Raw genomic sequence first — 22,991 nt, 5'->3', positions numbered from 1 at the left:
ATGAAGACCTTCGACGCACTCTTCGCCGAGCTGAGCGACAAGGCGGTGAACCGCCCCGAGGGCTCGCGCACCGTCGTCGAGCTCGACGGCGGCGTGCACACGATCGGCAAGAAGCTGGTCGAAGAAGCCGCCGAGTCGTGGATGGCGGCTGAGCACGAGACCCGTGAGCGGACGGCCGAGGAGATCAGCCAGCTGCTCTACCACGTGCAGGTGATGATGCTCGCCAAGGGACTGACGCTGGACGACGTCTACGCGCATCTGTGACGGGCAAGCTGCCACGTCACCCTTGCCCGTGCCTTCGCCTGCAGACGACCGCCGTGCCTCCGGGTCCGGTGAGCACCAGAACCGATCGGGAAGACCGCCATGTTGAGAGTCGCCGTACCCAACAAGGGCTCGCTGTCCGAGTCCGCCGCCCAGATGCTCGTCGAGGCGGGATACCGCCAGCGCCGCAGCACCAGGGACCTCGTCACCCTCGACGTCGACAACGACGTGGAGTTCTTCTACCTCCGTCCGCGTGACATCGCGATCTACGTCGGCGAGGGCACGCTCGACGTCGGAGTCACGGGCCGCGACCTGCTCCTCGACTCCGGGGCGGCAGCCGACGAGGTGGTGTCGTTGGGCTTCGGCGGATCCAGCTTCCACTTCGCAGCACCGCTGGGTCAGCTGCCGAGCCTCGATGCGATCGGCGGTCGCACCATCGCCACCTCGTACCCGGGCATCGTGCGCGCCTGGCTGGAGGAGCGAGGACTCGACGCCAAGGTCATCCGCCTCGACGGTGCGGTCGAGTCGTCGGTACGCCTCGGCGTGGCCGACGTGATCGCCGACGTGGTCGAGACCGGTTCGACCCTGCGACAGGCCGGCCTCGAGGTGGTCGGTGAGCCGATCCTCACCTCCGAGGCCGTCGTCATCCGTCCGAAGGACCGCCCGGAGCCGGACGGCTTCGCGGTGTTCGAGCGTCGTCTCCAGGGCGTCCTGGTCGCCCGGTCGTACGTGATGATGGACTACGACATCCGGGTCGAGCAGGTCGAGGCCGCCGTGGCGCTCACCCCCGGGATCGAGTCGCCGACGGTGTCGCCGCTTCATCGCGAAGGGTGGGTCGCGGTCCGTTCGATGGTGCGTCGGGACGCTGCCCAGAAGGTCATGGACGAGCTGTGGACCCTCGGCGCACGCGGCACGCTCGTCACCGACATCCTGGCGTGCCGGCTGTGAGCGGCGAGACGCCCGGCGCGGCGGCTGACGGTCGACGGGTGTTCCGACCTGTCGGACCCCGCGTCGTCGGGATCGTGGCCATCGTGTGCCTGTGGGTGCTGTTCTTCGCGATCGCGCTGACCCTGCCCGCCGAGGTCCGCGCGCAGTTCACCTGGCCGCAGACGGCGACGCTAGCCCTGTTCCTTCTGGCGTTCGACGCCGCGATGTGGGGGATCGGGCGCAGTCGCGTGATCGCCGACAACGACGGGCTGCACGTCCGCAACGGCTATCGGAACCACGACCTCCGGTGGTCGGAGATCGTCGATGTCGCCTACTCGTCCGGTGCCCCGTGGCCCGTGCTGGCGACCCGGGACGACCGGCGCATCATGATGATGGGCATCCCGGCGTCGGACGGCCCGCGGGCACGGGACGCGGTCTGGTACCTGCGCGAGCGGATCCTCGACGCCGGGCGCTGAGCCGCCGACGCTCACGCGAACGCACCGGTGAGGGCGACCTGCGACGGCTACTCGATGCCGTGCCGTCGCAGGATGTCCTCGATCTCGGCGAGGTCGTCGTCCTGCGCCGTGGCGCCGCTCTTCTTCGGGCTGCCCTTCTTCCGGCGCGTGCTCGGCGTGGCCCCCACCGCCGGGGCGTCCCTCGTGGGCGCACCGCCCTCGACGGCACGACTCTTGCCGCGGCCCCGCGACCCCGCGACGATCAACAGCACCGCGACGATCGCGAGGGCGATGCCGAGCCAGACGGAGGGCCGGAAGACGAACCCGGCCGCCCAGTCGGCGACGGCGGACCCGATGCGTACGACGAGCTTCAGCGCCCCTACGAGCCAGAGCGCCCATGGCACCAGCGCCCATCCGACGCGCCGGACCACGGCGGCACGGTCGCCTGCCTTCCACGCCCGCCACGCGAAGAAGACGGCGATCGCGGACAGCAGGGCTGCCCAGGGGAGCAGGGTGACGGCATCGGCGGTCATGCCCCCAGTCTGCCGCACCGACCTCGGAGCAGGCGCGGTCGTGCCCACCGGTTAGCGTGGTGGGTGTGGCATCTCTGGCTGAACCCGCGTTCCCGGGCGACGACGGCTCGGTCGATCCGGGCCTCGCTGCGGCGTTGACGGCGTATGACGCCGACGGTGACCTCGGGCCTGTCCTGGTCGCCCTCGCCCGCGCCCGGGTGCTGGTCCCGGTCGTCGCCGTACGGGGTGAGACGGCCACCGACGGCGACAAGGAAGCCGACATGGCGACGGTCATGCTCACGGGGGCGGACGGCCGCAAGGGTCTCCTCGCGTTCAGCGCGCTCGAGACGCTCCGGCGCTGGCGCCCCGAGGCGCGTCCGGTGCCGGTGTGGGCCCGCGAGGCGGCACGCGCCGCGCTCGCAGAGGGCGCCACGGCGCTGCTTCTCGACCTCGCCGGCACCGTGCCGGTGGTGGTGGAGACCGACGACCTCGAGCACCTCGCCGCCGGCGACGAGCTGGTCCTGGTCGGCGGCTCGTGGGGCTGGACCCGGCACTCCTAGCCCGCGGGTCCCTGGCCTCAGCCCGCGGCGCCGGCGACCTTCCACTCGATCTTCTTGTCGTCACGCACACGGATGTCGACCGTCCCGGACACACCCGTCGAGAGCGTGAGGCGGCAGGTGGCGGTGACGCCGGGCTCCCGCTTGAGCGAGCTGGGGCACGTGACGGACTTCACCGTGGTCCCTTCGACCTGGCGCTCGTACCCTGTCCTGATGCGCTGCTCGAGGCGGTCGGCGTCGATCGGCTCGCTCCCGCAGGCGGAGAGCAGGGCGGCTGCGCCGCAGACGGCCACGACACGCAGGGGGATCCTCACAACTGCTCCTCGGTCATGTCCCGGGGAGGGCCGGGGACGCGCGGAAGCCTAACAAATCTGTCGCAGGCTCTGACCCTGGACGGTGGTGCTCGGCACGATCCCCGTCGGATTTCGGTCGGTTCGGACCGTCTGCTACTGTGGGCCGTCGAAGTGGAGACCACTCCCACCTGGGCGATCTTCGGATCGTCGGGTTCTTCGTCACCGAGACGTCCTCCGGACCGTCGAGGAGACAGCGCGCATCTCATGCGTGGGGACCCTGGCCTTCGCTTCGCAAGCGAAGGCCATTTTTTCGTTCACGGTGGTCGTCGCACGACGAACCGACCGGTACGAACCCAGGAGGACCCATCACCACAGAACTGCGCGTCAACGACCGCATTCGCGCCAACGAGGTGCGTCTCGTCGGACCCAACGGCGAACAGGTCGGCATCGTCCGACTCGACGATGCCCTGCGGCTGGCTCAGGAGTCCGACCTCGACCTGGTCGAGGTCGCTCCGACGGCCCGCCCGCCGGTCTGCCGCCTGATGGACTACGGCAAGTTCAAGTACGAGACCGCCCAGAAGGCACGCGAGTCCCGGCGCAACCAGACGCACACCATCATCAAAGAGATGAAGCTGCGCCCCAAGATCGACCAGCACGACTACGACACCAAGAAGGGTCACGTCGAGCGGTTCCTCAAGCAGGGCGACAAGGTCAAGATCACGATCATGTTCCGCGGTCGCGAGCAGAGCCGGCCCGAGCTCGGCTTCCGTCTCCTCCAGCGCCTCGCCGGCGACATCGAGGAGCTCGGCTTCGTCGAGGCGTCCCCTCGTCAGGACGGCCGCAACATGACGATGGTCGTGGCACCGCACAAGAAGAAGTCCGAAGCCCGTGTGGAGGCCAAGGAGGCGAAGGATCGTCTCGCAGCCGAGCGGGCAGCCGAGCGCGACGCCGACCGAGAGTTCGACAAGGCGCAGCGTGACGCGAGCGAGCAGCCTGTGTCGGCCAAGAAGCCGCGCAAGCGCTCGGAGAACATCGACCCCGACATGGAGGCATGAGATGCCGAAGATGAAGCGCAACTCGGGCATGAAGAAGCGCGTCAAGGTGACGGGCACCGGCAAGCTCGTGCACAAGCACGGCCGTCGTCGTACCCACCTGATGCAGAAGTCCAACACGGCGCGCACCCGCCTCGAGAGCGGCGACCAGCCGATCGCGAAGGCTGACGTCCCCCGCGTGAAGAAGATGCTCGGCCTCTGAGCCGAGACCTCGCACGCCGCACCCGAGTCACACCGAACGAGGAGTAACCCATGGCACGCGTCAAGCGTTCCGTCAACGCAGCCAAGAAGCGCCGCGAGACGCTGGAGCGCGCATCCGGCTACCGCGGACAGCGTTCGCGCCTGTACCGCAAGGCCAAGGAGCAGGTCACCCACTCGCTGGTCTACAGCTACCGTGACCGCCGCGCCAAGAAGGGCGACTTCCGTCGCCTCTGGATCACCCGCATCAACGCCGGTGTCCGTCAGCACGGCCTGACCTACAACCGCTTCATCCAGGGTCTTCGCCTGGCCGGCATCGAGGTCGACCGCAAGATCCTCGCCGACCTGGCGATCAGCGATCCGGGCGCCTTCGCGGCTCTGGTCGAGTCGGCGAAGGCCAGCCTCCCCGACGACGTCAACAAGCCGAAGGACGCCGCGGCCTGATTCAGGCTTCTGCGTACGCAACGTGGCGAGTCCCGAGCACGTCCTCACCCCCCGTACGGGGAGGGTGAAGGCTGCCCGCAGGCTCGCCACGCGGCGTTTCCGGGAGAAGGAGCGGGCCTTCCTCGCCGAGGGGCCGCAGGCCGTCCGCGAGGCGCTCGACGCCGCGACGCGAGAGGCCGGCCAGGTCCGCGAGGTCTACGCGACCCCGGACGTCACCGCCCGCTACCCCGAGCTGGTCGCAGCTGCGGGATCCCGCTGGCAGGTCGTCGACGACCAGGTGGTCGCTGCGATCAGCGAGACGGTGTCGCCGCAGGGCGTGGTCGCGGTCTGTGACTACCTCGACGTCCCGCTCTCCTCGGTGCTCGAGCGTTCCCCGCGCCTGGTCGCGGTCTGCGCGGAGGTTCGCGACCCCGGCAACGCCGGCGCGGTCGTACGGTGCGCGGACGCCGCTGGTGCCGACGCGGTGATCCTGCTTGGCGACTCGGTCGACCCCTACAACCCCAAGGCGGTCCGCGCCAGCGTCGGCAGCCTCTTCCACCTCGACGTGGTGGTGGAGCGCGACACGGCCGCGGCCGTGTCGGCGCTGCAGGCCGTCGGACTCCGAGTCCTCGCCGCAGACGGGGTCGCCGACGTCGATCTCTTCGCCGCCGAGCAGAGCGGCCTGCTCGACGGCCCGACGGCGTGGCTGTTCGGTAACGAGGCATGGGGGCTGCCCGCCGCCACCCGCGCGCTCGCCGACACGGTCGTCGCGGTGCCGATCTTCGGCCGCGCCGAGAGCCTCAACCTGGCCACCGCCGCCGCGGTCTGCCTGTACGCCTCCGCACGCGCCGGGCGTACGACCCCGGCCGAGGGACGGCGGCCATGATCGACGTCGACCTGCTTCCCGACGGGGTCGTGCTCGCCGACGCCGACGGCACGGTGTTCCGTGTCAACGCGGCGGCGTCCCGGATGCTCCAGCGCAGCGCCGAGGAGCTGATCGGGCTCCACCTCTCCGACGCCCTCCCGCTCGACGACCTGGCCGGCAACTGCTGGTTCGACTGCATGCGCCCCTACACCGGGCTGTCGACGCGCACCCGGCTCTCGGAGTCCAGCTGGCACACCCAGTCCGGGGTCGAGATCCTCGTGACCGCGACGCTCCACCGCGACGCCCCGCGCCAGCCCGTCCGCGAGGTCGTCGTGTGCCTGCGCACCGCGAAGGCACGAGCCCACCGTGACCGCGCACGATCCGACCTCGTCGCGACGGTGGCCCACGAGCTGCGCTCGCCGTTGACCGGCGTCAAGGGGTTCACGGCCACGCTCCTCAACAACTGGGACCGCTTCTCCGACGAGCAGCGTCAGCTGATGCTCGAGACCGTCGACTCCGACGCCGACCGCCTCTCGCGTCTGATCACCGACCTTCTCGACGCCGCACGGATCGACTCCGGGCGGCTCACGCTGCGCCCGCAGCCGGTCGACCTGGCCGAGGAGACACGACGGATCCTGGAGAACGTCGCGGCCGGGAGCGGCCTCACGCTCGAGGTGACCGCCGACGAGGACCTGCCCAAGGTGTGGGTCGACCCCGACCGGTTCGCGCAGGTCGTGACCAACCTGGTGGAGAACGCCCAGCGGCACGGGATGGGTGTCCGAGAGATCGTCGTGAGGCGCCCGTCGCGCTTCCCCGACGGGGTGGCGTTCGAGATCTTCGACTTCGGACCCGGGATCCCCGAGGAGATCCGCGCGCGGATGTTCACCCGCTTCTGGCGCTCGGGCGACCGGGGCGGCACGGGCCTCGGCCTCTACATCGTCAAGGGCGTGGTCGACGCCCACGGGGGCGAGATCGAGGTCTGCGACGGTGACAAGGGAGGCGCGTGCGTGGGGGTCTGGTTCCCCGAGAACGTGCCCGAGGTGCTCCGCGACGGCCCGCGGGGATAACGGGTTCGACAACCTCCCTAGACTTGACCAGACGGGACGACGCAGGAGCCGAGGACGTGTTCGGTGCCGCGCGAGCAGCGCCGGGGCCGACGTCCCGTGCCGAAGAAAGGTGACCATGTCCGGACCCAACAGCGACTACGACCCGGTCGAGGTCTCGCCGCTGCAGCCTGAGGAGGTCGCGGCGATGCGTGACGCGGCTCTCGCTGCGGTCGCGGCCGCAGACTCGCTCGAGGCGCTCAAGCAGGTGCGCCTCGACCACGCCGGAGACCGTTCGCCGCTGGCACTCGCCAACCGCGAGATCGGCGCGCTCCCGCCGCAGGCCCGCAAGGACGCCGGCATGCGTGTCGGCCAGGCCCGCAAGGCCCTCGCGGAGGCGATCGCCGAGCGTACGGCCGTGCTCGAGGTCGAGGCCGAGGCGCGCATGCTCGCCGAGGAGACGGTCGACGTCACGCTGCCGACCGACCGAGAGCCCGTCGGTGCGCGTCACCCGTTGACGACCATCCAGGAGCGCGTCGCCGACATCTTCGTGGCGATGGGCTGGGAGGTCGCCGAGGGGCCCGAGGTCGAGGCCGAGTGGCTCAACTTCGACGCGCTCAACCTGGGACCGGACCACCCCGCTCGTACGATGCAGGACACGTTCTGGGTCGCCCCGCACAAGGCCGCGATGGTGCTGCGCACGCACACCTCGCCCGTGCAGGCGCGGACCATGCTCACCCGGAAGCCGCCGATCTACGTCGTGGTGCCGGGGCGGGTCTTCCGCACCGACGAGCTCGACGCCACGCACTCGCCGGTGTTCCACCAGGTCGAGGGCCTCGCGATCGACGAGGGTCTGTCGATGGCCCACCTCAAGGGCACCCTCGACCACTTCGCGCAGGCGATCTACGGCGAGGGCATGACGACGCGGTTCCGTCCTTCCTACTTCCCGTTCACCGAGCCGAGCGCCGAGATGGACCTGCTCTGCTACGTCTGCCACAACGATCCCGCCACGGTCGCCGACTGCCGGACGTGCAAGGGCGAGGGCTGGGTCGAGTGGGGCGGCTGCGGCGTCGTGAACCCGCGGGTGCTGATCGCCAACGGCGTGGACCCCGAGCGCTACACCGGCTTCGCCTTCGGGATCGGGCTCGACCGGACGATCACCGGCCGGTACGACATCGCCGACCTGCGCGACCTGTTCGACGGAGACGTCCGGTTCACCGAACCGTTCGGAGTGGAGATCTGATGCGCGTCCCAGTCTCGTGGCTGAGGGAGTACGCCGACCTGCCGACCGACCTGAGCACTGCCGCACTGGCCGACCGGCTCACCATGCTCGACCTCAAGCTCGAGGAGATCGACGCCGTCGGCGCCGACATCTCGGGTCCGATCGTCGTCGGTCGGGTGCTGTCGGCCGAGCCCGAGCCGCAGAAGAACGGCAAGACGATCAACTGGTGCTCGGTCGACGTCGGCCCGGACCACAACGCCGCCGACGGCGCGCCCCGTGGCATCGTCTGCGGCGCCCACAACTTCGGTCCCGGTGACCTGGTCGTCGTCGCCCTCCCGGGGTCGGTGCTGCCCGGACCGTTCGCGATCAGCTCGCGCAAGACGTACGGCCACGTCTCGGACGGCATGATCTGCTCGGGTGCCGAGCTGGGGACGGCGGGTGACCCCGACGGGATCATCGTGCTGCCCGAGGGTTCCGCCGAGGTCGGTGACGACGCGATCGCGCTGCTCGGCCTCCGCGAGGACGTGCTCGACCTGGAGGTCAACCCCGACCGTGCGTACGCGCTGTCGTTGCGTGGCGTCGCCCGTGACGCCGCGATGGGCTACGAGGTCGGCTTCCGCGACCCGGCGGCGATCGAGGTCCCGAGCGACGGGTCCGACGCGTACCCGGTCGTCGTCGAGGACCCGCTCGCCTGTCCGGTCTTCGTCACCCGGACGGTCACGGGTTTCGACCCGACGCGGCCCACCCCTCGCTGGATGGCACGCCGGCTGGAGCTGATGGGCATGCGTCCCATCTCGCTGGCGGTCGACGTCACCAACTACGTCATGCTCGAGCTGGGTCAGCCGATCCACGGCTACGACCGCAGCGCGTTGACGGGTCCGATCACCGTGCGCCGCGGACGTCCGGGGGAGAAGGTCACGACCCTCGACGACGTGGTGCGCGACGTGACGCCGGACGACCTGTTGATCACCGACGACTCCGGCCCGATCGGTCTGGCCGGGGTGATGGGTGGTCAGACGACAGAGCTCGCTGCCGGCACGACGGACATCGTCATCGAGGCGGCGCACTTCGACCCCCCGACGATCGCGCGCACGGCCCGGCTGCAGCGCCTCGGCAGCGAGGCGTCCCGTCGGTTCGAGCGCGGGGTCGACCCGGCACTGCCGCCGTACGCCGCCCAGCGGGTGGCCGAGCTGCTCGTGGAGCACGGCGGAGGTCGGATCTCCGACGGCCTCACATCGGTCGGGACGCCGCCTGCAGCGCCCCAGATCTCGCTCGCCGACGATCTTCCGGCCCGGATCTCCGGTGTCGACGTCGATGCCGAGACGGCGGTGCGTGCCCTGGAGGCCAACGCGTGCACGGTCGAGCACGAGGCGGGCACCCTCCACGTCGTGCCACCCTCGTGGCGCCTGGACCTCACGGACCCGTACGACGTCGTGGAGGAGGTGCTGCGCTACGTGGGCTACGACAAGGTCCCGTCCGTGCTGCCGCACGCCCCGGCCGGCCGCGGGCTGAGCACCCAGCAGCGTCTGCGACGGCGTGCTGGGCTGGTGCTCGCCGGAGCCGGTTACGTCGAGGTCAAGACGTTCCCGTTCGCGGGGCCCGCCGACTTCGACCAGCTCGGCATCCCCGAGGACGATCCTCGGCGCGACCAGGTCCTCCTCGAGAACCCGCTCTCCGCGGAGGAGCCCGGCCTGACGACCACCCTGATGACGGGCGCCATGAAGGCCCTCGCCCTCAACGTCGGGCGCGGGCACGACGACGTGGCGATCTTCGAGACCGGCCGCGTCTTCCTTCCCAAGGAGTCCGCACCGGAGGCCCCGGTCTACGGCGTCGACCGGGCGCCGAGCGCGGAGGAGTACGCCGCCTTCGACGAGGCTCTGCCCGACCAGCCTCTGCACCTGGTGCTGGCGGCGACCGGTCGTCGCGAGCGGGCCGGCTGGTGGGGGGACGGCCGTCGCGTGCAGTGGGCCGACGCCGTCGAGGCCGTCCGCCGCGTGGCGTCCGCGGTGCACGTCGACCTGGCGGTCGGTGGCGGTGAGGTGCCTGCGCCATGGCACCCCGGCCGTACGGCTGTCCTGCGCGTCGACGGTGCGCCGGTCGGGTTCGCCGGGGAGCTGCACCCCCGTGTCTGTCGCGCCTACGGCGTCCCGGCCCGCACCGTCGCGGCCGAGGTCGATCTCGACGCGATCCTGGGTGCGGCGCCGGAGCTCGGCCCGCGGCCCTCCTTCTCGACGTATCCCGTCGCCAAGGAGGACGTGGCCCTCGTCGTCGCGGAGTCCGTCCCCAGCCAGGACGTGGCCGACGCCCTCCTCGAGGGTGGCGGCGACCTGGTGGAGTCGGTGCGACTCTTCGACGTCTACACCGGCGAGCAGGTGCCCGCGGGGCACAAGTCCCTGGCCTTCGCGCTGCGGATGCGGGCGCCCGAGCGCACGCTGACCGAGGCCGAGACGGCGACCGTACGAGACGCGGCCGTTGCCCGCGCCGGCGAGGTCACCGGAGCGGTTCAGCGCACCTGACGGGAGAGGGGTGGGGCCGGACGACTGGCACCACCCCCACCCCGCCTTGCAGGACCTTGCAGTCGACTGCAAGACTATGCACATGGCTTCCCTCACGATCGCCGTCGCAGGAGCGAGCGGGTACGCCGGTGGCGAGGTCCTCCGGCTGCTCCTCGCCCATCCCGAGGTCGAGATCGGGGCCCTCACCGCCGGATCGAGCGCCGGGACCGCGCTCGGTGCCCACCACCCGCACCTGACCCCGCTCGCCGGACGCACGCTCGTTGACACCACGCCTGAGACCCTCGCCGGTCACGACGTCGTGTTCCTCGGCCTCCCGCACGGCGCGTCCGCCGCACTCGCGGGGGAGCTGGGCGACGACGTCCTCGTGGTCGACTGCGGCGCCGACTTCCGGCTGGCCGACCCCGACGAGTGGACCGCGTTCTACGGCGGCGAGCACGCCGGCACGTGGCCGTACGGCCTGCCCGAGCTTCCCGGTCAGCGCGACCGGCTGGCGGGCGCACGTCGGATCGCCGCGCCGGGCTGCTTCCCGGCCGTCACCACGCTCAGCATCCTGCCGGCGGTCGCCGAGAGCCTTGTCGAGCCCGAGGTGGTCGTTGTCGCGGCCACGGGTACCTCGGGCGCGGGCAGGTCGCTCAAGCCGCACCTCCTGGGATCGGAGGTGATGGGGCAGGCCTCGGTCTACGGCGTCGGGGGAGTTCACCGGCACACGCCGGAGATCGAGCAGAACCTGCGGCGCGCCGGTGCCGCCGACGCACGCGTCTCCTTCACTCCCGTCCTCGCCCCGATGTCGCGGGGGATCCTCGCCACGGCGAGCGCTCCGCTCGCAGCGGGAGTCGACGCCGACGCGGTCCGGGTGGCGTACGAGAAGGCCTACGCCGACGAGCCCTTCGTCCACCTGCTCCCCGAGGGGCAGTGGCCGGCCACCAAGGCCGTGCTCGGGTCCAACAGCGTCCACGTCCAGGTCGCGGTCGACACCAGGGTCGGGAGGGTCGTCGCGGTCGGGGCGATCGACAACCTGACCAAGGGGACGGCCGGCACGGCGATCCAGTCCATGAACCTCGCGCTCGGGCTTCCCGAGACGCTCGGTCTGCCGGTCGTCGGGGTGGCGCCGTGAGCGTGACCGCACCTCAAGGCTTCCGTGCCGCCGGCGTCGTCGCCGGTCTCAAGTCGACCGGTGAGCCCGACGTCGCCGTCGTGGTCAACGACGGCCCTCGCGCCGGTGCCGCCGCCGTCTTCACGGCCAACCGCTGCAAGGCCAACCCCGTCCTCTGGAGCGAGCAGGCGATCAAGGCCGGGAGCGCCCGTGCGGTCGTCATCAACTCCGGGGGAGCCAACTGCTACACCGGGACGGAAGGGTTCGCGACGACCCACCTGACCGCCGAGACGGCCGCCGGGCTGCTCGGGATCGCGCCGATCGAGGTCCAGGTGGCCTCGACCGGCCTGATCGGTCTGCTCAACGACCGCGACGACCTGCTCGCCGGGGTCCGGACGGCCGTCGCGTCCCTCGACGCCGAGGCCGGGCCCGACGCGGCGCGGGCGATCATGACGACCGACACCCGCCCGAAGCAGGTCGTGCTCGAGGGTGCGGGATACACCTTCGGAGCGATGGCCAAGGGCGCAGGCATGCTCGCCCCGTCTCTGGCGACGATGCTCGTCGTCATCACCACCGACGCCGTCCTGAGCTCCGAGGAGTGCGACACCGTCCTCCGGCACGCCACCGCACGCAGCTTCGACCGGCTCGACTCCGACGGCTGCCAGTCCACCAACGACACCGTCCTCCTGATGGCCAACGGCGCGTCCGGCGTAGAGCCGGACCTCGCCGAGGTCCAGGGCCAGCTGGAGACGCTGTGCCGCGACCTCGCGCTCCAGCTGCTCTCCGACGCCGAGGGCGCCGACCACGACATCGCGATCGACGTGGTCAACGCGGCCTCGGAGGCCGACGCGCTGGAGGTGGGCAGGGCCGTCTCGCGCAGTGCCTTGTTCAAGGCCGCGATCTTCGGCCGGGACCCCAACTGGGGGCGCATCCTCGCCTCGGTCGGCACCACCGCAGCGGCGTTCGATCCCGCCGACCTCGACGTTGCGATCAACGGGGTCTGGGTCTGCCGGAACAGTGGCCCAGGAGACCCGCGGGAGAAGGTCGACCTGGAGCCGAGGGCGGTCACGGTCACGATCGATCTGAAGGCCGGGTCCGCCGCGGGGACGATCTGGACCAACGACCTCACGCACTCCTACGTCCACGAGAACTCGGCGTACTCCTCATGAGCGGCACCGACCTGACGACCAACGTCCCGGCCCACTGGAAGCGGAAGACCGAGAAGGCCGCGATCCTGGCCGATGCGCTGCCGTGGCTGATGAAGTACCACGGCAAGATCATCGTCGTGAAGTACGGCGGCAACGCCATGGTCGACGACGAGCTCAAGCGGGCGTTCGCCGAGGACGTGATGTTCCTGCGCTACGCCGGCTTCCGGCCGGTGGTGGTCCACGGCGGTGGGCCGCAGATCTCGACGATGCTCGACCGGCTCGACATCCGCTCGGAGTTCCGGGGCGGGCTGCGGGTGACCACGCCCGAGGCGATGGAGGTGGTCCGCATGGTGCTCGTCGGCCAGGTCGGCCGTGAGCTCGTCGGGCTCCTCAACGCCCATGGACCTGTCGCCGTCGGATTGTCGGGCGAGGACGCCGGACTCTTCACCGCGGTCGCGACCGGCGCCGTCATCGACGGCGAGGAGGTCGACCTCGGACTCGTAGGCACCGTGAGCGAGGTGCGTCCGGAGGCGGTTCTCGACCTGATCGAGGCCGGACGCGTCCCGGTGGTCTCGTCGGTGGCCCCAGACGCGTCGGGCCAGGTCCACAACGTCAACGCCGACACCGCCGCCGCCGCGCTCGCGGTCGCGCTCGGTGCCGAGAAGCTGCTCGTCCTGACCGACGTCGAAGGCCTCTACCGCGACTGGCCCGACAGCGACGACGTGATCGGTGAGATCGGCGTGGACGCACTGGAGGACCTGATGCCGAGCCTCGCCTCCGGCATGGTCCCCAAGATGGGCGCGTGCGCCCAGGCCGTACGAGGGGGAGTGCCACGAGCAACGGTCGTCGACGGCCGGGAGCCGCATGCCGTGCTGCTGGAGATCTTCACCGACGAGGGTGTCGGGACGCAGGTCCTCCCCGAGGCGGAGACCAAGGTACGGACCGCGTTGAGGAGGCAGGCATGAGTGCCGAGAGCACCAACCAGCAGGAGTGGCTCGAGCGGTACTCCGGCGCAGTCATGAACACCTTCGGTCCTCCGCAGCGCGTTCTCGTGCGTGGCGAGGGCGCGTACGTCTGGGACGCCGACGGCAACCGCTACCTCGACCTGCTCGCAGGCATTGCCGTCAACGTGCTGGGGCACGCCCACCCTGCGGTGGTCAAGGCGGTGACCGCGCAGATCGGCACCCTCGGTCACATCTCCAACTTCTTTGCCAGCGAGCCCCAGGTGAGCCTGGCCGAGCGGCTCCTGGCACTGCTCGGGACCGACGGCAAGGTGTTCTTCACCAACTCGGGCACCGAGGCCAACGAGGCCGCGTTCAAGCTGACACGGCGGACCGGTCGCACCCGCCTCGTGGCGGCCGCCGGCGGCTTCCACGGACGCACCATGGGTGCGCTCGCGCTCACCAGCAAGGAGGCCTACCGGGCGCCGTTCGAGCCGCTCCCGGGCGAGGTCACGTTCGTTCCCTACGGTGACGTGGAGGCGCTGCGGGCAGCGGTGGACGACACCGTGGCCGCGGTCGTGCTGGAGCCCATCCAGGGCGAGGCCGGAGCGGTGGTGCCCGGTGCCGGCTACCTGGCCGCCGCGCGCGAGATCACGAGCAGCCACGGAGCCCTGCTGTGGCTCGACGAGGTGCAGACCGGCATCGGTCGCACGGGCGCGTGGTTCGCGCACAGCACCGAAGGCATCGTGCCCGACGTCGTGACGCTCGCGAAGGGCCTCGGCGGCGGGATCCCCATCGGCGCCTGCATCGCCGTCGGTGAGGCTGGTGAGCTGCTCCAACCCGGCAACCACGGTACGACGTTCGGCGGCAACCCGGTCGCCGCAGCGGCTGCCCACGCCGTGCTGGACACGATCGAGGGTGAAGGGCTCCTGGCGCAGGCGACCGCGACAGGGGAGAGGCTGCGCGCCGCGCTGGCCGATCACCCGATGGTCACCGACGTCTCGGGCGCCGGCCTTCTCGTCGGCATCGGGCTGCACGCTCCGGTGGCGCCGCAGGTGCAGGCCGCAGTTCTCGAGCGCGGCGTCGTGATCAACGCCGCCACTCCTCGACGGCTGCGGCTCGTGCCGCCGTTGATCCTGACCGCGGAGCAGGCCGACGAGGCCGTCGCGGTGATCATGCGCGTGCTCGACACGCACGCCAGCGAGGGGGAGAACGGATGAGGCACTTCCTGCGGGACGACGACCTGACACCTGCCGAGCAGACCGAGGTCCTGGACCTGGCCGACGCCCTCAAGGCGGCGCCGTACTCCCAGCGGCCGCTCGACGGGCCGCAGACGGTCGCGGTGATCTTCGACAAGGCCTCCACCCGGACGCGCGTCTCGTTCGCCGTGGGCGTCGCGGCGCTCGGGGGCAGTCCCCTGGTCATCGACGCGAGCAGCAGCCAGATGGGACGGGGCGAGAGCGTCGCGGACACCACGAAGGTGCTCGAGCGGATGGTGTCGGCGATCGTGTGGCGCACCTTCGCCCAGTCCGGCTTGGACGAGATGGCTGCCGTCAGCGGCGTGCCGGTGGTGAACGCGCTCAGCGACGACTTCCACCCGTGCCAGCTCCTCGCCGACCTCCTGACGGTCCGCGAGCACAAGGGCACGCTGGCGGGGCTCACCCTCACCTACCTCGGTGACGGCGCCAACAACATGGCGCACTCCTACCTCCTCGCCGGTGCCACCGCCGGGATGCACGTACGGGTCGGTGCTCCGGACGACTATGCGCCCCGAGGCGACGTCCTCGACGACGCCGCCCGGATCGCCGCCTCCACGGGTGGTTCCGTCGCCGTCCTCACCGACCCGGTCGAGGCGGCGTCGGGCGCCGACGTCCTGGCGACCGACACCTGGGTGTCGATGGGCCAGGAGGACGAGAAGGCGCAGCGGGTTGCGACCTTCAGCCGGTACGGCATCACTGCGGACCTGCTCGCCCGCGCCGCCGACGACGCGATCGTCCTGCACTGCCTGCCGGCCTACCGAGGGCTCGAGATCGCCGCCGACGTCATCGACGGACCGCAGAGCGTCGTCTGGGACGAGGCCGAGAACCGTCTCCACGCGCAAAAGGCCCTCCTCGTGTGGCTGCTGGCTCGTACGGGCGGTGCCTCGTGACGACGATCCCGGCCACGAAGGCGGCGCGGCAGCAGAGAGTCGTCGAGCTCCTGCGGACGCGCGTCGTCCGGTCCCAGACCGACCTGGCCGACCTCCTCGCCGAGGACGGCGTGCTGGTCAACCCGTCGACGCTCTCGCGCGACCTCGTCGAGCTGGACGCCGTGCGAGTGCGGCACCCGGGCGGCGGCCTCGTCTACGCCGTCCCGGGAGAGGGCGGAGACCGTACGCCCCGCCCGGCCGTCGAGCCGGTCTCGGCGAACGCGCGGCTGGCCCGGTTGTGCAACGAGCTGCTGGTGTCGGCGGAGGGCTCGGCCAACCTGGTCGTCCTCCGAACACCGCCCGGCGCGGCGCAGTTCTTGGCCTCGGCCATCGACCACGCGGCGCTGGGCGCCCTGCTCGGCACGATCGCGGGGGACGACAGCGTGCTGGTGATCTGCAAGGACCCGACCGGGGGACCGGAGGTCGCGGAGGAGTTCCGCGCCCTGGCAAGCCCCGACACACTCACCTCGGCCGAGACCGGTGTCTCGGCGAAGAACAAGGAGACATCATGAGCGAACGGGTCGTACTCGCCTACTCGGGCGGACTCGACACCTCGGTCGCGATCGGCTGGCTCGGCCAGGAGGCCGACGCGGAGGTGATCGCGGTCGCCGTCGACGTCGGTCAGGGCGGCGAGGACATGGACGTGGTCCGCGAGCGCGCCCTGGCGTGCGGCGCCGTCGAGTCGATCGTGATCGATGCGAAGGACGAGTTCGCCGAGGACTACTGCCTCCCGGCGGTCCGGGCCAACGCGCTCTACCAGGACCGCTACCCGCTGGTCTCGGCGCTCTCGCGCCCGCTCATCGTCAAGCACCTCGTGGAGGCGGCGACCTACCACGGTGCGACGACGATCTCGCACGGCTGCACCGGCAAGGGCAACGACCAGGTGCGCTTCGAGGTCGGCGCCAAGGCGCTCGCCCCGCACCTCCAGGTCATCGCCCCGGTCCGCGACTACGCGTGGACGCGGGAGAAGGCCATCGCCTACGCCGACGAGCACAACCTCCCGATCGACGTCACCAAGAAGTCGCCGTACTCGATCGACCAGAACGTCTGGGGTCGCGCCGTCGAGACGGGCTTCCTCGAGGACATCTGGAACGGTCCGATCGAGGACCTCTACTCCTACACCTCCGACCCGGCCCAGCCGCGGGACGCCGACGAGGTCGTCATCGGCTTCGAGGCCGGAGCACCGGTCACGCTCGACGGCAAGCCGGTGACGATGCTCCAGGCGATCCAGCAGCTCAACATCCGTGCCGGCGCGCAGGGCGTCGGCCGGATCGACATGGTCGAGGACCGGCTCGTGGGCATCAAGAGCCGTGAGATCTACGAGGCGCCCGGCGCGGCGGCCCTGATCGCGGCCCACATGGAGCTCGAGAACGTGACCGTCGAGCGCGAGCTCGCCCGCTTCAAGCGCGGTGTCGACCAGCGTTGGGGAGAGCTGGCCTACGACGGGCTGTGGTTCTCGCCGCTCAAGGACTCGTTGGACGCCTTCATCGCGTCCTCGCAGGAGGCGGTGACCGGTGAGGTCCGGATGACGCTGCACGCCGGCAAGGCCACCGTGACCGGTCGCCGCTCCGCCACCAGCCTGTACGACTTCAACCTCGCGACGTACGACGAGGGCGACACGTTCGACCAGAGCATGGCCAAGGGCTTCATCGAGATCTTCGGCATGTCGAGCACGCTGGCCAGCAAGCGCGACCGGGCGTTGGCGGGGGAGTGACCGTGACCGGTGAGCAGGTCGCGGGAGACGAGCCGGTCGACGCAGCGGGCGGGGAGGCGGCGAAGCGGAGCGTGCTGTGGGGCAGCAGGTTCTCGTCGGGCCCCTCGCCCGAGCTCGAGGCGCTGTCGCGCTCGACGCACTTCGACTGGCGCCTCGCGCCGTACGACCTCGCGGGCTCGCGCGCCCATGCCCGGGTGCTTCGGCGCGCGGGGCTGCTGAGCGAGGACGACCTCACGGCGTTGCTGGCCGGCATCGACGCGCTGGAGGCCGACGTCGCCTCGGGCTCGTTCGTTCCCGCGCCCGGTGACGAGGACGTGCACACCGCCCTCGAGCGGGGGCTCGTCGACCGACTCGGCCCGGAGCTCGGAGGGCGGCTGCGCGCCGGCCGTTCGCGCAACGACCAGATCGCGACACTCGGCCTGCTCTACCTGCGGGACCACGCCGCCGAGATCGGCCGGCTGGTGCGAGCGCTGGTCGCCGCGCTCGCGGACCAGGCCGAGCGGCATCTCGGCGTCGCGATGCCGGGACGCACCCACCTCCAGCACGCGCAGCCGGTGCTGCTGAGCCACCACCTGCTGGCCCACGCGTGGCCGCTGGTCCGCGACCTCGACCGGCTCGCCGACTGGGATGCGCGCGTGGCCTCCGGGTCGCCGTACGGGTCGGGCGCCCTCGCCGGGTCGTCGCTCGGGCTGGATCCCGAGCAGGTGGCCTCCGACCTGGGGTTCACCGGGTCGGCCCCGAACTCGATCGACGGGACCGCGGCGCGCGACTACGTCGCCGAGTTCGCGTTCGTCGCGGCGATGATCAGCGTGGACGTCTCGCGCCTCGCCGAGGAGATCATCCTCTGGAACACCAAAGAGTTCGGCTTCGTCACGCTCGACGACGGCTTCTCGACCGGCTCCAGCATCATGCCGCAGAAGAAGAATCCCGACATCGCGGAGCTGGCCCGCGGCAAGGCCGGACGGGTCATCGGCAACCTCACCGGCCTGATGGCGACATTGAAGGCGCTCCCGCTCGCCTACAACCGCGACCTCCAGGAGGACAAGGAGCCGGTCTTCGACACCGTCGACACGCTGGAGGTCCTGCTCCCGGCGTTCACCGGGATGATCGCCACCCTGACCTTCCACACCGAGCGGCTCGAGTCGCTGGCGCCGCAGGGCTTCGCCCTCGCGACCGACATCGCCGAGTGGCTCGTGCGCGAGGGCGTGCCCTTCCGCGAGGCGCACGAGATCTCGGGAGCGTGCGTCCGCGTCGCGGAGTCTCAGGGCAAGGAGCTGTGGGATCTCGGCGACGACGAGCTCGCGGCCGTCTCGCCGCATCTCAGGCCGGAGGTCCGCGACGTGCTCAGCGTCGAGGGATCGATCGCTTCGCGGGACGCCCGCGGGGGTACGGCACCGGTGCGCGTCGCCGAGCAGCTGGCGGAGCTTCGGACCCGGCTGGGCTGAGCCGGCACACCGGCCGGTGGTCGGCTCGACGTGACGTAGACCACGGGATGGTCCATCCTCGCAGGGGACGGACGTGCCGTACGGGCGCGCGCGACGGAACGAGGGACGATGCCGACTGACGTGAGGGACCCAGGCTCGCGGCGGGCGCGTGCCGCCTGGGTCGTGGTGCTGGTCACGGTGCTGACGGCCGTCGTCGCCGCCTGCGGGGTGACCCGCGGCGCCGACGAGGCCGACAACCGGCGCCTCCGCATGATGATCCCCAACAGCCCCGGGGGCGGCTACGACCTCACCGGACGTGCCGCCGCGCGGGTGATGGAGGACGACGGCCTGACCGGCCGATTCGAGATCACCAACGTGATCGGCGCCAGCGGCACCGTCGCGATGCAGCGCCTCCTCAACGAGCGTGAGGCCGACGACCTCATGCTGACGATGGGGCTCGGCGTGGTCGGTGCGGTCTACACCAACCGGTCCGACGCCACCGTCGACAGAGCGACGCCGCTGGCGCGCCTCGTCGAGGAGTCCGAGGGCCTCCTCGTGCCGTCGGACTCGCCATTCACGACGGTCGAGGACTTCGTGAAGGCATGGAAGGCCGATCCCGGCAGCGTGTCGATCGGCGGCGGTTCCTCGCCCGGGGGACCCGACCACCTCTTCCCGATGCAGCTCGCCCAGGCGGTCGGCGTCGACCCGCGAGAGGTGAACTACGTCGCGTACGACGGCGGCGGCCCGCTGACGACGGCTCTCCTCGGCGCCAAGATCGACGTCGGGACGTCGGGTCTCGGTGAGTTCGAGGGCCAGATCGCCGAAGGCAGCCTGCGGGTCCTCGCGGTGTCGGGGGAGGAGCGGCTGGAGACCGTCGACGCACCCACCCTCAAGGAGTCCGGTGTCGATTTCGCCTTCAGCAACTGGCGTGGTGTGCTCGCGCCGCCGGGGATCAGCGACGAGCAGCGCGACGCCTTGGTGACGCTGCTCGAGGAGATGCAGGACACGGACGCATGGCGTGACGAGCTCGAGCGCAACGGTTGGACGGACGCCTTCCAGACCGGGGCCGAGTTCGAGGAATTCCTGGTCTCGCAGGACGCGCGGGTCGAGGACACCCTGAAGGAGCTGGGGCTGGTATGAGCGCGGCGAAGGCGGACGAGCCGTCGACGCGGGTCGTCGACCGCGCCCAGTACGCCCTCGCGGCGTTTCTCGCCGTGGTGGGCGCCTACGTGCTGTACGACGCCGCGACCCTGAGCGCCGGGTTCTCCGACCAGGTGCTGTCCCCGGCGGCGTTCCCCTACGTCGTCGGGGGCGCCCTCGTCGTGCTCGCGGTGCTGCTGGCCGTCGTCACCGCCCGAGGCGACGTGCCGGAGGCGGAGGCCGGCGAGGACGTCGACCTGACCGAGGGCGCCGACTGGCTCACCGTCGCCAAGCTCGTGGGCGTCTTCGTCGTCAACATCGTCCTCATCGACCTGCTGAGCTGGGCGATCACCGGCGCACTCCTGTTCGCCGGCTGCACCTGGGTCCTGGGCAGCCGGACGCACGTGCGCGACCTCGCGATCGGCGCCGTCATGTCGGTCGGCACCTGGTACGGGTTCTACGTCGGGCTGGGCATCCCGATCCCGGCCGGGATCCTGGACGGGGTGCTCTGATGGACATGCTCCTCGACGGCTTCGCGACCGCGCTGACCCCGATCAACCTCCTCTACGCCTGCATCGGCGTGCTGCTCGGCACGTCGGTCGGCGTCCTGCCCGGCATCGGCCCGGCGATGACCGTGGCGCTGCTGCTGCCGGTGACCTACAACGTCTCGCCCGAGGGCGCCTTGATCATGTTCGCGGGGATCTACTACGGCGGGATGTACGGCGGCTCGACGACCTCGATCCTGCTCAACACGCCAGGGGAGTCGTCGTCGGTGATCACCGCGATCGAGGGCAACAAGATGGCGAAGGCGGGCCGCGCGGCCCAGGCGCTCGCCACCGCGGCGATCGGCTCGTTCGTCGCCGGCACCATCGGGACCGTGCTCCTCGTGGCGCTCGCGCCGAGCGTCGCCGACTGGGTCGTGAACCTCGGTGCTCCGTCGTACTTCGCGATCATGCTGCTCGCCCTCGTGGCGGTCACCGCCGTCCTCGGCGACTCCAAGCTGCGCGGGTTCATCTCGTTGGCGCTGGGTCTGTCGATCGGCCTGGTCGGGACGTCGACGGGTCAGCCGCGTCTCACGTTCGGCAACTCGCTGCTGGCCGACGGCATCGACATCGTGGTCGTGGCGGTCGCCATCTTCGCGATCGGGGAGGCGCTGTGGGTGGCGGCGCACCTGCGGCGTCGCCCGCTCGAGATCACGCCGGTCGGTCGGCCGTGGATGGGGCGGGCGGACTGGTCGCGCTCCTGGAGGCCGTGGCTGCGTGGCACCGCGTACGGCTTCCCGTTCGGCGCGCTCCCGGCCGGTGGCGCCGAGATGCCGACGTTCTTGTCCTACATCACCGAACGCAGGCTCTCGAAGCACCCCGAGGAGTTCGGCCACGGCGCGATCGAGGGCGTCGCCGGTCCGGAGGCGGCCAACAACGCCTCCGCCGCCGGGACCATGGTGCCGCTGCTCGCCCTAGGGCTGCCCACCACCGCGACCGCGGCGGTGATCCTGGCCTCCATGCAGAGCTACGGCCTGCAGCCGGGACCCGGCCTCTTCGACAACGAGCCGGAGCTCGTGTGGGGCCTGCTCGCCAGCCTCTTCGTCGCCAACACCCTGCTGCTCGTGCTCAACCTCCCGCTCGCGCCGGTGTGGGCGAAGCTGCTGCGCACGCCGCGGCCGTACCTGTACGCCGGGATCCTCTTCTTTGCCTCGCTCGGCGCCTACAGCGTCAACTTCCAGTGGTTCGACCTGCTGGTGCTGCTCGCGTTCGGGCTCCTCGGCCTCGCGATGCGACGGTTCGCGCTGCCGGTGCTGCCTCTCATCATCGGCGTCATCCTCGGTCCGCAGCTGGAATACCAGCTCGGGCAGGCGCTCCAGCTCTCCGAGGGAGACTGGACCACGCTGCTCTCCGAGCCGGTCGCCGTCGTCGCGTACGTGGTGATCGCGCTGATCGTGCTGGTCCCTCTCGTCGCCCGGTTGCGCGGTGGCGGCACCGACCCGCTGGAGAAGGAGCTCGACGACCTGGAGAAGGAGGTCCGCCCATGACCGTCGTCGTGGCCTACAGCGAGGACGACCAGGGACGCGCCGCCCTCGCCCACGGTGTGGCGGAGGCGAGGCTGCGGGACACCGACCTTGTGGTCGTCAACGCGACCCGCGGGGACTCCTACGTCGACCGGCGGTTCGCCGCCGGCAGCGCGGCCGACCACCTCCGTGAGGAGCTCGTGCGGCTGGGCGTCGACGCGGTCGTCCGTCAGCCGATCGACCCCGACGTCGCCGGCGCGGTGCTCGCCGTCGTCGCGGAGGTGGGTGCCGACGAGCTCGTCATCGGGATCCGTCACCGGTCCCCGGTCGGGAAGATGATCGCCGGGAGCGTCGCCCAGCGACTCCTCCTCGACTCTCCCGTCCCCGTCCTCGCGGTGAAGCCGGACGGCCCGGCACACTCGGCAGTGTGACGGACGAGATCGAGACGCAGGCGCGGCACCTGCTGGGAGCGACCCTGACGCGTGGTGACGTGACCGTGCGGATCACCGAGGTCGAGGCGTACGGCGGGACGGGCGACCCGGCGTCGCACGCCTTCCGTGGACCGACGCCGCGCAGCGGGATCATGTTCGGACCGCCCGACGTGCTCTACGTCTACCTCTCGTACGGGATGCACTACTGCGCGAACGTGGTCGTGGGGGCCGACGGTGACGCGTCGGCCGTGCTGCTGCGGGCCGGTGAGGTGGTGCGGGGCGTCGAGACAGCCCGTGACCGGCGTGGGGGAGTGCCCGACGTCCGACTCGCTCGAGGCCCTGCCAACCTGACCTCGGCGCTCGGGATCACCATCGAGCAGAACGGGGCCACGCTGGACGGACCTCAGGTCGTGCTGCACCGCGACGCGCCGATCCCGGCCGAGGCCGTCAGTGCCGGGCCCCGGGTGGGGGTCTCACGGGCGGCCGACGTCCCGTGGCGGTTCTGGGTGACCAACGACCCGACGGTCTCGGCCTACCGCCGCAGCCCCCGGGCCGGCGACGCGGAGCCTCTGTGAGGATGGCG

The 22,991-nt window shown here is 71.2% G+C and carries 26 protein-coding genes; 24 read left to right on the top strand and 2 right to left on the bottom strand.

The window, feature by feature from the left end; genetic code table 11:
• From KV097_RS08625 to KV097_RS19735, 3 genes are all read left to right on the top strand, one after another.
• Positions 1–264 (top strand): phosphoribosyl-ATP diphosphatase, encoded by a 264-nt coding sequence (locus KV097_RS08625; RefSeq protein ID WP_220344664.1) that lies wholly within the window; start codon positions 1–3, stop codon positions 262–264.
• A 99-nt stretch (positions 265–363) separates the two neighbouring features.
• Positions 364–1,209: an ATP phosphoribosyltransferase gene (gene hisG / locus KV097_RS08620; protein ID WP_220344665.1), complete on the top strand. Its 846-nt coding sequence runs from the start codon at positions 364–366 to the stop codon at positions 1,207–1,209.
• A gap of 38 nt (positions 1,210–1,247) precedes the next feature.
• The gene (locus KV097_RS19735) at positions 1,248–1,664 is read left to right on the top strand and encodes a PH domain-containing protein (protein ID WP_220344666.1); all 417 of its coding nucleotides are present in this window, start codon (positions 1,248–1,250) and stop codon (positions 1,662–1,664) included.
• Positions 1,665–1,711: 47 nt separating this feature from the next.
• Here KV097_RS19735 and KV097_RS08610 read toward each other — a convergent pair whose 3' ends face one another.
• On the bottom strand, positions 1,712–2,176 hold the full coding sequence (locus KV097_RS08610; RefSeq protein ID WP_220365648.1) for a hypothetical protein: 465 nt from the start codon (positions 2,174–2,176) through the stop codon (positions 1,712–1,714).
• A 65-nt stretch (positions 2,177–2,241) separates the two neighbouring features.
• Between KV097_RS08610 and KV097_RS08605 the strand changes: the two genes are divergently transcribed.
• Positions 2,242–2,715, top strand: coding sequence for an SseB family protein (locus tag KV097_RS08605; RefSeq protein WP_308289377.1), 474 nt, complete (start codon positions 2,242–2,244; stop codon positions 2,713–2,715).
• 17 nt (positions 2,716–2,732) lie between these two features.
• Here KV097_RS08605 and KV097_RS08600 read toward each other — a convergent pair whose 3' ends face one another.
• Positions 2,733–3,026, bottom strand: coding sequence for a DUF4333 domain-containing protein (locus KV097_RS08600; RefSeq protein WP_220347176.1), 294 nt, complete (start codon positions 3,024–3,026; stop codon positions 2,733–2,735).
• 389 nt (positions 3,027–3,415) lie between these two features.
• On the opposite strand from KV097_RS08600, the gene infC reads away from it, so the two are divergent.
• The 20 genes from infC to KV097_RS08500 all read left to right on the top strand — a co-directional run bounded on the left by infC (position 3,416) and on the right by KV097_RS08500 (position 22,983).
• Complete coding sequence (gene infC / locus KV097_RS08595) at positions 3,416–4,060, top strand: translation initiation factor IF-3 (protein WP_374106984.1); 645 nt, start codon at positions 3,416–3,418, stop codon at positions 4,058–4,060.
• 10 nt (positions 4,061–4,070) lie between these two features.
• The gene (locus KV097_RS08590) at positions 4,071–4,259 is read left to right on the top strand and encodes a 50S ribosomal protein L35 (RefSeq protein WP_255559395.1); all 189 of its coding nucleotides are present in this window, start codon (positions 4,071–4,073) and stop codon (positions 4,257–4,259) included.
• 50 nt (positions 4,260–4,309) lie between these two features.
• Positions 4,310–4,699 carry a 50S ribosomal protein L20 gene (gene rplT, locus KV097_RS08585; RefSeq protein ID WP_220344671.1) on the top strand — a complete coding sequence of 130 codons (390 nt, stop codon included), beginning with the start codon at positions 4,310–4,312 and terminating at the stop codon, positions 4,697–4,699.
• A 22-nt stretch (positions 4,700–4,721) separates the two neighbouring features.
• Positions 4,722–5,564 (top strand): RNA methyltransferase, encoded by an 843-nt coding sequence (locus KV097_RS08580; protein WP_220365646.1) that lies wholly within the window; start codon positions 4,722–4,724, stop codon positions 5,562–5,564.
• On the top strand, positions 5,561–6,610 hold the full coding sequence (locus KV097_RS08575) for an ATP-binding protein (RefSeq protein WP_220344673.1): 1,050 nt from the start codon (positions 5,561–5,563) through the stop codon (positions 6,608–6,610). Before KV097_RS08580 ends, KV097_RS08575 begins: the two co-directional genes overlap by 4 nt.
• Positions 6,611–6,725: 115 nt before the next feature.
• On the top strand, positions 6,726–7,829 hold the full coding sequence (gene pheS, locus KV097_RS08570; protein ID WP_220344674.1) for a phenylalanine--tRNA ligase subunit alpha: 1,104 nt from the start codon (positions 6,726–6,728) through the stop codon (positions 7,827–7,829).
• The gene (gene pheT / locus KV097_RS08565) at positions 7,829–10,324 is read left to right on the top strand and encodes a phenylalanine--tRNA ligase subunit beta (protein ID WP_220347178.1); all 2,496 of its coding nucleotides are present in this window, start codon (positions 7,829–7,831) and stop codon (positions 10,322–10,324) included. Before pheS ends, pheT begins: the two co-directional genes overlap by 1 nt.
• A gap of 76 nt (positions 10,325–10,400) precedes the next feature.
• Positions 10,401–11,438: an N-acetyl-gamma-glutamyl-phosphate reductase gene (gene argC, locus KV097_RS08560; RefSeq protein WP_220365645.1), complete on the top strand. Its 1,038-nt coding sequence runs from the start codon at positions 10,401–10,403 to the stop codon at positions 11,436–11,438.
• Positions 11,435–12,586 (top strand): bifunctional glutamate N-acetyltransferase/amino-acid acetyltransferase ArgJ, encoded by a 1,152-nt coding sequence (gene argJ / locus KV097_RS08555; RefSeq protein WP_220347180.1) that lies wholly within the window; start codon positions 11,435–11,437, stop codon positions 12,584–12,586. The genes argC and argJ overlap by 4 nt, the downstream gene beginning before the upstream one ends.
• Positions 12,583–13,530, top strand: coding sequence for an acetylglutamate kinase (argB, locus tag KV097_RS08550; RefSeq protein WP_220365644.1), 948 nt, complete (start codon positions 12,583–12,585; stop codon positions 13,528–13,530). The genes argJ and argB overlap by 4 nt, the downstream gene beginning before the upstream one ends.
• The gene (locus KV097_RS08545) at positions 13,527–14,726 is read left to right on the top strand and encodes an acetylornithine transaminase (RefSeq protein WP_220365643.1); all 1,200 of its coding nucleotides are present in this window, start codon (positions 13,527–13,529) and stop codon (positions 14,724–14,726) included. Before argB ends, KV097_RS08545 begins: the two co-directional genes overlap by 4 nt.
• Positions 14,723–15,655, top strand: a complete 933-nt coding sequence (gene argF, locus KV097_RS08540; RefSeq protein WP_220344680.1) for an ornithine carbamoyltransferase — start codon at positions 14,723–14,725, stop codon at positions 15,653–15,655. Before KV097_RS08545 ends, argF begins: the two co-directional genes overlap by 4 nt.
• Positions 15,652–16,206, top strand: a complete 555-nt coding sequence (locus tag KV097_RS08535; protein WP_220365642.1) for an arginine repressor — start codon at positions 15,652–15,654, stop codon at positions 16,204–16,206. Before argF ends, KV097_RS08535 begins: the two co-directional genes overlap by 4 nt.
• Positions 16,200–17,408: an argininosuccinate synthase gene (locus KV097_RS08530; protein WP_220344760.1), complete on the top strand. Its 1,209-nt coding sequence runs from the start codon at positions 16,200–16,202 to the stop codon at positions 17,406–17,408. Before KV097_RS08535 ends, KV097_RS08530 begins: the two co-directional genes overlap by 7 nt.
• Positions 17,409–17,479: 71 nt before the next feature.
• Complete coding sequence (argH, locus tag KV097_RS08525) at positions 17,480–18,853, top strand: argininosuccinate lyase (RefSeq protein ID WP_220365999.1); 1,374 nt, start codon at positions 17,480–17,482, stop codon at positions 18,851–18,853.
• Positions 18,854–18,961: 108 nt separating this feature from the next.
• Positions 18,962–19,972 (top strand): tripartite tricarboxylate transporter substrate binding protein, encoded by a 1,011-nt coding sequence (locus tag KV097_RS08520; RefSeq protein WP_255559392.1) that lies wholly within the window; start codon positions 18,962–18,964, stop codon positions 19,970–19,972.
• Positions 19,969–20,484, top strand: a complete 516-nt coding sequence (locus KV097_RS08515; protein ID WP_220365641.1) for a tripartite tricarboxylate transporter TctB family protein — start codon at positions 19,969–19,971, stop codon at positions 20,482–20,484. Before KV097_RS08520 ends, KV097_RS08515 begins: the two co-directional genes overlap by 4 nt.
• The gene (locus KV097_RS08510) at positions 20,484–22,001 is read left to right on the top strand and encodes a tripartite tricarboxylate transporter permease (protein ID WP_220365640.1); all 1,518 of its coding nucleotides are present in this window, start codon (positions 20,484–20,486) and stop codon (positions 21,999–22,001) included. Before KV097_RS08515 ends, KV097_RS08510 begins: the two co-directional genes overlap by 1 nt.
• Positions 21,998–22,408, top strand: a complete 411-nt coding sequence (locus KV097_RS08505; RefSeq protein ID WP_220344684.1) for a universal stress protein — start codon at positions 21,998–22,000, stop codon at positions 22,406–22,408. The genes KV097_RS08510 and KV097_RS08505 overlap by 4 nt, the downstream gene beginning before the upstream one ends.
• Complete coding sequence (locus KV097_RS08500) at positions 22,405–22,983, top strand: DNA-3-methyladenine glycosylase (protein WP_220344685.1); 579 nt, start codon at positions 22,405–22,407, stop codon at positions 22,981–22,983. The genes KV097_RS08505 and KV097_RS08500 overlap by 4 nt, the downstream gene beginning before the upstream one ends.
• Positions 22,984–22,991 lie beyond the last annotated feature (8 nt).

The sequence above is a fragment of the Mumia sp. zg.B17 genome, from assembly GCF_019550915.1.
Taxonomy (GTDB): domain Bacteria; phylum Actinomycetota; class Actinomycetes; order Propionibacteriales; family Nocardioidaceae; genus Mumia.
The sequence above is the reverse complement of the archived record's forward strand: the minus strand, read 5'-3'. Positions and strand labels throughout refer to the sequence as shown.